The organism is Dialister sp. CAG:357 (genome assembly GCF_000435155.1).
GTDB lineage: Bacteria > Bacillota > Negativicutes > Veillonellales > Dialisteraceae > Dialister > Dialister hominis.
In genome coordinates this window covers 22,612-31,840 of the sequence record NZ_FR896461.1, presented here as the reverse complement: position 1 = coordinate 31,840, position 9,229 = coordinate 22,612, and the positions used below count along the sequence as shown (strand labels likewise).

The 9,229-nt window shown below is 44.1% G+C and carries 7 protein-coding genes; 6 read left to right on the top strand and 1 reads right to left on the bottom strand.

Going from position 1 to position 9,229, the window contains the following annotated elements:
• From M3200_RS07980 to M3200_RS07960, 5 genes are all read left to right on the top strand, one after another.
• Window positions 1-301, top strand: a 301-nt coding sequence (locus tag M3200_RS07980) for a DUF192 domain-containing protein (RefSeq protein WP_288178230.1), incomplete at its 5' end; no start/stop codon positions are given.
• Between the two features lie 163 nt (window positions 302-464).
• Entirely contained in the window at window positions 465-5,207 is a 4,743-nt protein-coding gene (locus M3200_RS07975; protein ID WP_022383007.1) for an EAL domain-containing protein, read from the top strand.
• 136 nt (window positions 5,208-5,343) lie between these two features.
• On the top strand, window positions 5,344-6,291 hold the full coding sequence (locus tag M3200_RS07970; RefSeq protein WP_022383006.1) for a sensor domain-containing diguanylate cyclase: 948 nt from the start codon (window positions 5,344-5,346) through the stop codon (window positions 6,289-6,291).
• Between the two features lie 97 nt (window positions 6,292-6,388).
• Window positions 6,389-7,330 (top strand): alpha/beta hydrolase, encoded by a 942-nt coding sequence (locus M3200_RS07965; protein ID WP_108849594.1) that lies wholly within the window; start codon window positions 6,389-6,391, stop codon window positions 7,328-7,330.
• A gap of 63 nt (window positions 7,331-7,393) precedes the next feature.
• On the top strand, window positions 7,394-7,786 hold the full coding sequence (locus tag M3200_RS07960) for a hypothetical protein (RefSeq protein ID WP_022383004.1): 393 nt from the start codon (window positions 7,394-7,396) through the stop codon (window positions 7,784-7,786).
• A 43-nt stretch (window positions 7,787-7,829) separates the two neighbouring features.
• On the opposite strand, the gene M3200_RS07955 is transcribed toward M3200_RS07960, so the two are convergent.
• On the bottom strand, window positions 7,830-8,642 hold the full coding sequence (locus tag M3200_RS07955) for a DNA-3-methyladenine glycosylase family protein (protein WP_022383003.1): 813 nt from the start codon (window positions 8,640-8,642) through the stop codon (window positions 7,830-7,832).
• A 174-nt stretch (window positions 8,643-8,816) separates the two neighbouring features.
• On the opposite strand from M3200_RS07955, the gene M3200_RS07950 reads away from it, so the two are divergent.
• Window positions 8,817-9,229: hypothetical protein (locus tag M3200_RS07950; protein ID WP_288178229.1), on the top strand; the 413-nt coding region annotated here is incomplete at its 3' end.

The window sequence follows — 9,229 nt, the reverse complement described above, 5'->3', positions numbered from 1 at the left end:
GCTTCCTCATGGAAGCGGGCTTCTTCTTGTTTCAACAAACAGCATTCATATGTGCTTTATGCGATTTGCTATTGATGCGGTTTATCTTGATCAGGATAATATTATTGTGAAAATAGTAAAAAATCTTCATCCCTGGATAGGAATTTCAGCCTGCTTCCATGCCGCATCAGTCATAGAGATGCTTTCCGGTGAGGCGGAAAGGCTGCATTTGGAAATTGGGATGAAAGGTAAATGCAGTGATGAAATAGGCAGGAAGAACAAAAAAATAAAAATTTATAAACTAACGAATTTTATAAAGTAATTTTAAGCCAATCTGTAAACACCCGACAGATTGGCGTTTTTATTATATTTTTCAGGCTAAAGCGCTTATTCGATATTTACAAATATGGACTAAAGCTTATATAATTATAACAAAGATTAAAAATATTTTTTCGAGCTTCCGTAGAAGCTGGGACGGGGATATTATGGATAAATCGTTATATACGCTGGACTTCATGAGACATACTTATGAAAACTTCCCTATTGGCGTCTTTGTATACGGAGATGATGAACAGGGAGAAATTGTCTATACGAACCCCCGAATGCTGGCTCTATGCGATTGTAAAAATGAAAGAGGATTCCGTGAACTGACAGGCGGGTCCCTTTTTGGCATGATCCATAAGAACCGGACCTTGCTGCTGGATGATATCAAGGATCAGCTGCATGCAAGCAAAGACCGCTTTACATTGAACTGCATGATAGTGACAGCAAATGGAAGCTGCCGGCCCGTGGAACTGGCAGGGCATGTAGAGGATGAGAAGACAGGAAGCCATCTGATTCACGTCTTTGTCATCAATGAAAAAGGCAGACTGCCTTCTTATGAGGTCGATCCTGTAACGGGACTTCCTGGCATGAGGCGCTTTATTGCTGCAGCTCACGAAGTTGTCAGGGAAAATGCGCAAAAAAGCCATCCTGACAGATTGTACCTGCTGTTCTTCAATATTTCCCATTTCAAAATGTTCAATGTCAATTATGGCATTACGGCAGGAGATATGTTCCTGAAGATGATGGGGGAGAGCATCCGCCAGGTCTTTTCAGATTCATTCATCTCCCGTTTTGATGTGGATCATTTTATGGTCCTTGCTGAAGGCGGAGATATAGACAGGTGCCTGAAGGAAGTGCATGATATGATCCTTCGTATCAGGCCGTCTGCCAAGGTGGAATGCAAGATCGGCGTCTATGAACTGCATGGAGAAACGCTGAATCCTGATCTGGCACTGGCCAGTGTCAAGATTGCCTGTGACAGTATCCGCAATACACCGGACACATTTTATGCATATTACACGGATTCCATGGGAAAGAGTCTGACTGTCCGCGAATATGTAACCAAGAATATTGATGAAGCAATAGAGAAGGAATACATAAAGGCATACTTCCAGCCAGTCGTAAGAACGATTTCAAAAACGTTATGCGGTATGGAAGCGCTTGCCCGCTGGAATGATCCTGTAAAGGGATTCTTAATGCCATGCGACTTTATCACCGCTTTGGAAGACAGCCGTGAAATTTACAAGCTTGATTTGGAGATTATTCGTCAGGTGTGCAGGAATATTGCACTTTGCAAGAGAAGCGGAGAGGCTATTGTTCCTGTTTCGGTCAATCTTTCGCGCCTCGATTTTCTTTGCTGCGATATTTTTAAGGAAATAGAGGATTTGACAGCCAGATACAGAGTTCCAAAGGAACTTTTGCATATCGAAGTCACGGAAAGCGTTTTTATGGGCGGGGAAACAGTCATCTGGAAGACTCTGAAAAAATTCCGCGCGGCTGGTTATGAAGTCTGGATGGATGATTTCGGAAGCGGGTACTCATCGCTCAATCTTCTGAAAGACTATAAGTTTGACGTGCTTAAAATCGATATGGCATTTCTATCAAGCCCGAGTAAAAGGGCCAGAAATATCCTGTCATCCGTTGTCGCTATGACGAAAACCATCGGCGGGAGGAGTCTGGCAGGGGGCGTAGAGACAAAGGAGCAGTTTGAATTCTTGAAAAAGGCGGCCTGCGAAGAAGTACAAGGATATTATTTTGGAAAACCGGCTCCCTACGAAGAAACGATACGTCACTGCATGGATACGGGAATCAAAATTGAAAGCCGCGCTATGCGTCTTTGCTATGAGGCTTTGAGCAAGGTTGATTTTCAGAACGATAAAGCGCCTGGTGTCGCTGAATACGATGGAAAGACCATTCGTCTTTTATATACCAAGGATGAACATCTGAAAAAGATTATGACGCCCGGCTGCATAGAGCTTGGCAATAGGGAAAGCATTGGAAATGCAAGGCGGATGGAATTTGCTAGTGCATTCAGGGAACTGGCTGAAAAAGTACTGAAAAGCGGGCATCGTGAAGAAGTTTCCTGCATCATCAGCAATAAACTGAAGATTATTTCAGGAGCCTGCATTGTTCTTAATAATGGAACGTATGCATTTTCTATCAAATTAAATAATCTGGTAGAAAATACTCCGGGAGATACAGACAGAGCCGGACAGGCGCATTTTGACCGCATTCTTCAGAATGTATATTCCGTCTACGACAATATAACGCTTTTAGATCTGGCAAAAAGAACTTCAATGAACCTGGCCGGCCGGGGAGAAACGAGAGGAAAACTGTCAAAGACGGGTGATCTGGGACAGGATCATGTCATTTACTTCGAGACCTGTATCTATCCTGCTGATTATGAAAGATACCTGGCTTTTACAGATGCAAATACACTTTCGCAAAGGGTGGAGGCGGAAGGGCATACCGGCCTTTCTTCTTTCTTCCGGACTAAAGACAAGGATGGGACATATCCCTGGAAAATGCATACTATCATACCGGTATCCCGCACGGGCGCTTCAAAGATACTTTACTGTGTGAAGGGGCTGTCTGGAGACTGTGCGAAGATGGTAGGCACAGCGCAGGAAGATATCGAAGAAAGAGCGCTTGAAGCGTATGCTGAAAGAGGTGTCGAGAGCAAGGATATCCTCTGGAAGAGTCTGATGAATTTCTCAGACGTTGCCTGTTTCTGGAAGGACAGGGAGCATCGGATCCGCGGAATCAATTCGAAGTTCATGAAATCTTTCGGACTCAGCTCAGAAAAAGACGTCATTGGGAAGACGTCGGATGAGATGGGCTGGATTATCAATGAATATTCCTGGAAACGTTCAGAGGATGATGTGCTCATTTCCGGCCGCTGCATCAGGAACGAAATGGTTGACTGCGTATTTCAGGGAACGCTGAAAAGAATTATTTATACAGAGATTCCTATTTATGATGAAGGAGAAATCATAGGGATTTTAGGTTGGTTCATTGAGGAAGAGCAGATAGAAAAGAGCCGTGAGAATCTAAAGCTTACAGTAACAGATCCGGTTACAGAACTTTTGAATTCAAGAGGTTTGCTCGAGTCCATGATGACGTATTCGGAAATGTATCAGCATTATAATGTGGACTACGTCATGCTCTTTATCTTTGTTCCCCAGTACAATCAAATGCTGGCATCTTACGGGAAAGAGACGGCAGATGAACTTTTGAGAGAAGTCACTTCAAGAATCAATTCAGTTTTCGGCAGGAGCGGGCCGGTCGGAAGAATCAATGGAGGAGAGTTTATCCTTCTCTTCCATTATGAGGACCAGGGGGCTGTTTCGGATATGAGCCGGAAACTGAAAGAAGAAATTTCCCATATTGATCATGTGAAAAATATTCCGTGCAAAGTGGATGCAAATACACTGATTACATATGGATCAGATAAGATTGCAGCCGGTAAATTGATGGAACAGGCTATTGGCATTATCAGGAGCGGCGGTGCTGAAATTTCCGTCGATGACTGGGTCAATAAAGGCGAACTGTTCGATCGTATTCCCATTCCTTACGTCCTGCTTGATGTTCCGATTGGAAATGATGGAATGATTTCAGGCATCATCTGCCGTTACAAGAATACGGCATATGAGAAGATGATGGGAATCCATAATAAGACTGAATTGGAAAAACGCTTTTCTGATCTTCTGGATACGCCGGATTATACCTGGCGGCAGCGTTTGTATGAAGCCGCTTACGAAGGAAGGACCGTTTTCAATCAGAAGTACTTCCCTGAAGAAGGAGAATGGCTGGACTATCTGTTTTTCAGGGGGCCTAGAAGAGGCACCTGTTCAGCAATGATTCTTCACCGGGACAAGAGTACCGTGCAGGCAGCACCCAGAGTACTCAATTATTCAACGGATCATCTGGTCAATTACCTGATGGATATCCTCATCAAAGGCGAGAATTATGGCACAGCGATTGGAAGTGTTCTCAAGGAAATAGGAATTATCATTTCCGCAGACCGCGTTTTCATCGGAAACATACAGAATCAGTCAGTTTCCTATCCTTTCAGCTGGTGCAGAGAAGGTCTTGCATCGATTAAGAATCTGGGATTTACAGGTGCTGATTTTGATGAATATGTCGAGATGAGGAAGCATCTCCTTGAGAAGAATGACAGCATTGCGATTTCCGATATTGATGATATCAAGGAGACTGACCGGGTAACGTATCAGTTCCTGAAAGCGCACGATGTGCATTCTATTGCTGAAGTTCCTATTTTCCGTGATAATCATTTATATGGCTTCCTTGGCGTAATCAATTACGACAGGGAAAATGGAGTCGATGTCAGGTACATGCTGGAAAAAGTGGCTGGTTACCTGGACCTCAAGGCAAGAAACCAGGAACTGATGGATACACTGAAATATATGTCGGGCAATAATCTGCTGACCGGACTCCATAACAGGAACGCAATGAGCAAGAAGGTAGAGGAGCTCAAGCTCCATCGGACGCCGGTTGGAATTATATATGCCGATCTGAATAATCTTAAAGCAACAAATGATACATACGGGCATGATGCAGGGGATCTCCGGCTGAAGGAAATCGCTGACATCATGAAGGAAATCTTCGATCTTGACGATATATACCGCCTTGGCGGCGATGAATTCATTATCATCATGGATAATGTGAAGAAACTGGACAAGATGGATAAACTTAGGAAATTCAAAAAGGTCATCCGGAATCGTTCCGTGGATGTTGCCATTGGTTTTGAATGGGTGGAGAATGCATCTGAGTTTGATTTTGGCATGAAATCTGCCGATAAAAAGATGTATCGCAACAAGAAGAAATATTACAAAACACACAAACTGACAGAACGGGGAGATGAAAGAGCTGCTGCAAGGTAATTCCGCAGCGGGAACAGCTGATGCATGCAAACGGCAGGTTCTCTAAATGATGATTTGTGCCGGCCATGATTTCATGATTTGTTATGTACCATGTAATTCCTGTACGGAACTCGGATTATAGAAAGGGGAGTTACTGATGGAGCTGAAAGAAGAAAATTTTAGAAAGATAGCGGATGATCTTCCTTTTGGACTTTACATTGTAGAGCCGGACCGTACGATCGTTTACTGGAATAAGGAAGCGGAACAGATTACAGGATATAAAAGAGAGGAAATGGTGGGCAAGCACTGTCCGCAGTCAGGATTGTTCCATATGGATGAAGAGGGACGAAGCCTTTGCCAATTCTTCTGCCCGCTCCTTGCTACTGTCGAATCGGGAGAAAAATCAAAAGCAAGAGTTACTTTTCTTCATAAGAACGGATACCGCATCTTGATTGATACATATTTTGTGCCGCTTAAGGATGAAAATGGGGAAACGAAGCATGTAGCAGAAATTTTTGAGGTAGTGGGCCCGGTGGAAGCAGATTCCCGTCTCGTTGAAAATCTGCATGAGATCGCATTCCATGACTCCCTGACAGAGCTTCCGAACCGCTTGTACATGGAATCCATACTGAAGGTCAGGTTCTATGAGTACCACAAATTATTCCGCCCGTTTGCCGTGATGTTTATGGATATTGACCATTTCCATGACTTTAATATAAAATATGGCCATGTTGCCGGAGATATGATGCTGAAATCATTTACTGACAGCATTAAAGAGAATGTCCGGCACGAAGATGTGATCGGACGCTGGGGCGGCGAGGAGTTTGTCGGTGTATGCCCTGTTCCTTATGAAAAGGATGCCGTTCCGATTGCAAACCGCTTGCGGGATGTAGTCAATCAGGCGTATATTATTAAAGACGGAAATAAGCTTTCTGTTACAGTTTCTATTGGCGTGACCTTTGTCAGAGAAGAAGATACCTTAAAATCCATTGTCGACAGGGCAGACCGTTTGTTGTTCAAGGCAAAGCAGGCAGGGAGAGATCGGATTATGATTGATGCTGATGTGCCTCTTGTCGGGAAGATTGAGCGCGCAGACATCAGATGATGACAGAAATAATAGTGACCGCAGATATTCTGCGGTCATTTGTTATTCCAGAAGAAACGGGACAGGAAGCAAAAATTTGCTTATAGGGGACATTAGAATGCGTTTTTTGTGGAAATTAATCAAGTGGCTCGTCGGTCTTGCACTTATCCTTTTTCTGGCGGCGGGGCTTTATGCGGGAAATGTAGCGTATGAAGAGCTTTTCTCCGCGCCCTGGGATCAGATTCTTGGAATAGAGAATCGTAAAGGAGAACTTGACCGGATCCATTCACTGGAGGCGAGAAATGGCTGGCAGAGGGTCGAAGTCCATTCAAAGGATGGGACGAAACTTGTCGGGACGTATATTCCGGGAGAATCAGGAACCCGGAATACGGTGATACTTCTCCATGGTTTGTATCAGAACCGCACGATGTGCATTCCTTATGCCAATATTTACCGCAGGATGGGATACAATGTCCTGCTGGCCGATCTTCGCGGGCATGGAGAAAGTGAAGGCGGCCATACAGACTGGGGCATCCATGATGTAGAGGATATGAATGCATGGGTTTCGCTTCTTAGAAGCAAAAATCCGCAGATGCAGATCGGGTTCCATGGTGTTTCCTTAGGCGCTGCCATGGCGCTCATCTACAGTGCAAGCGATGAAGGAAAGCAAATGAAATTCTATGTGGCCGACAGCTCTTACGGGGATCTTTTAGATCTTGGAAGAGACAAGCTTATGAAGTATACGGGGGATGACAGACTGGTCCTCGGCATGGACGTATTGAATCCATTCTTCCAGGCAGCCTTATACATGCACACGGGCAAGCTTTTATCTGATATCGATCCGGTAAACAGAGTCCAGCACATGACATCTCCTGTGCTTTTCCTTCATGGCGCGAAAGACCAGCTCGTACCGCCTGAAGTAGCAGAACTTCTTTTAGCAGATTCGTCCAGCACGAACAAAAAACTTTATATATTCCAGGGAGCGTCACATACGATGGAAATGTCTGCAAATGGGCCGGCTTATCGCGAATATGTCACAGATTTCATTAAAAATACCTGATAGACTGTCAAAAGCTGTGATAAAATAAAGAAAAGTATCGTAGTTTCCGCGAGGTGATGGATAATGGATAATCAGGAAATTTCAAAGAGTGCAATGGAAGCGGCTGCTGAAACGATTCAGGTATTGAAGGGAACGGTAGAGAGCCTCCAGATGAATCTGGATCAGGAAAGAGATGCCATCGATGGACTTCATTTGACCATCGATTCACTGGAAAAAGAAAATGAAAAACTGCAGGAACGCGTATTCCAGCTGGAAGCTGAAATGAATCAGCCTAAGGTTGAGACACCTGCAGAAGGTATTGATATTGCAAAGAATCTTGAAAAGAAACTAGGATTTTATTACAAGGATCTTAAAGCAGTCGACGGAAAGAATCTGACTGCTGAAGACAGCGAAACATTGTACAATATTCTTGATTACACATTCAAAGCGCTCCGGAAAGCAGGGCTGAAATTCTAAAATAAAAGCAGTGAAATTGCATCATCACAATTTCACTGCTTTTTTATTTCAATTTTGTTGTCTGGGCGTAGAAGAAAAGGTATTGCTGGAGGATTCCAGCATTTTCACCAAAAGAAGGGAATGGGTTTTCTCCCTGGTAGAATGTATCGATGACCCGGGAAATCCATACATCAACGGGGGCAAAAGATGTCCGTCCGTATCCGAAGAGTGCTGTGCATCCTGCTACTTTAATGCCGACACCCGGGAAATCCATCAGCGCCTTCAAAAGATCTTCGTCATCGAGTGTACCTATCTTTTTCATTATACCGGGAGTTTTAACAGCCGCTTTCACAGTATCGTATATATAAGGAGCTCTGTATCCTAAGGAGCAGGATTTGAGCTCTTCTAACGAAAGCTTTGATAATTCCTTTGGCATTGGGAATGTATAAATGATTTCATAGGGCGTCTTTACAGGTTTTCCTGCGGCCTTTGCAAGCGCTTCGACAGCCGAACGGATAGCAGGAATGGATTTTCTTTGCGAGATGATGAAAGTAATGAGCGTTTCCCATGGATCCTGACGGAGAATCCGGATGCCACTGCTGTAGGAAGCTGCCTTGTACAGGCATGGATCTGATTCCGGAAGAGCCTCCCTTATGGATTTGTAATTCCTGTTCCAGTCAAAGTAAGGCTTCCATGTATGATTCCACTGATACCGGCTGCAGGAAATGTCATACTTTGTCTCTGTAAGCGGCTTCATGTAAAGCACATGGGAGCCTGTGATAAAGCGGTAACCATATTCAGTTTGAACGACACGGAAGCACTGTCCGCTTCTCATGATCTTATCAGCATCGAAATCGTCTTTGATAGTAACGATCATATATCCTCCTGATGAAACTGTTTTCCTTATTATACAGGAATCAAAGGGAAAGGGTCCTCTAAAAGAAAAAAAGAATAATAAAAATTCTGTTTGTTTATTTTGTTTATATTTCTGCTTCAGGTGATAAAATAGAGGAAAATGAGGTACAAGGATTGTGATTATGGGAGGGATTTTATGAAAATCAAGAAAATCTGCGCGGCTCTTGCATTGGGCGGGCTTGTCCTGGCGTTGACCGCCTGCGGAAACTCGGGAAGTTCTTCAAGCAAAGCGGCCTCTGCCGTGCAGCCAACTTCGCAGAACGGGAAGTATGTGCCAAACCCGACAGGGAAGCCTATGTCCGAAGACCTGAAGGACCAGCTAGAAAGCCTTCATGAAAAGGAAGCAAAATCTATTGATACGATCAAAGAGCTGCCTGCCGGATCCAATAAGGGAAAGAAAATCATGATCGCTTACTTTACGTGGGGCGGCATAACGGGCGAAGTCGCTCATTCCATCCAGCAGAAAATTGGCGGCGATATTTATGAAATCAAGAGAGATCCGGACTATTCCAAGGAATATAATGCTGTCCTGAAGGAAGCAGCCGCAGC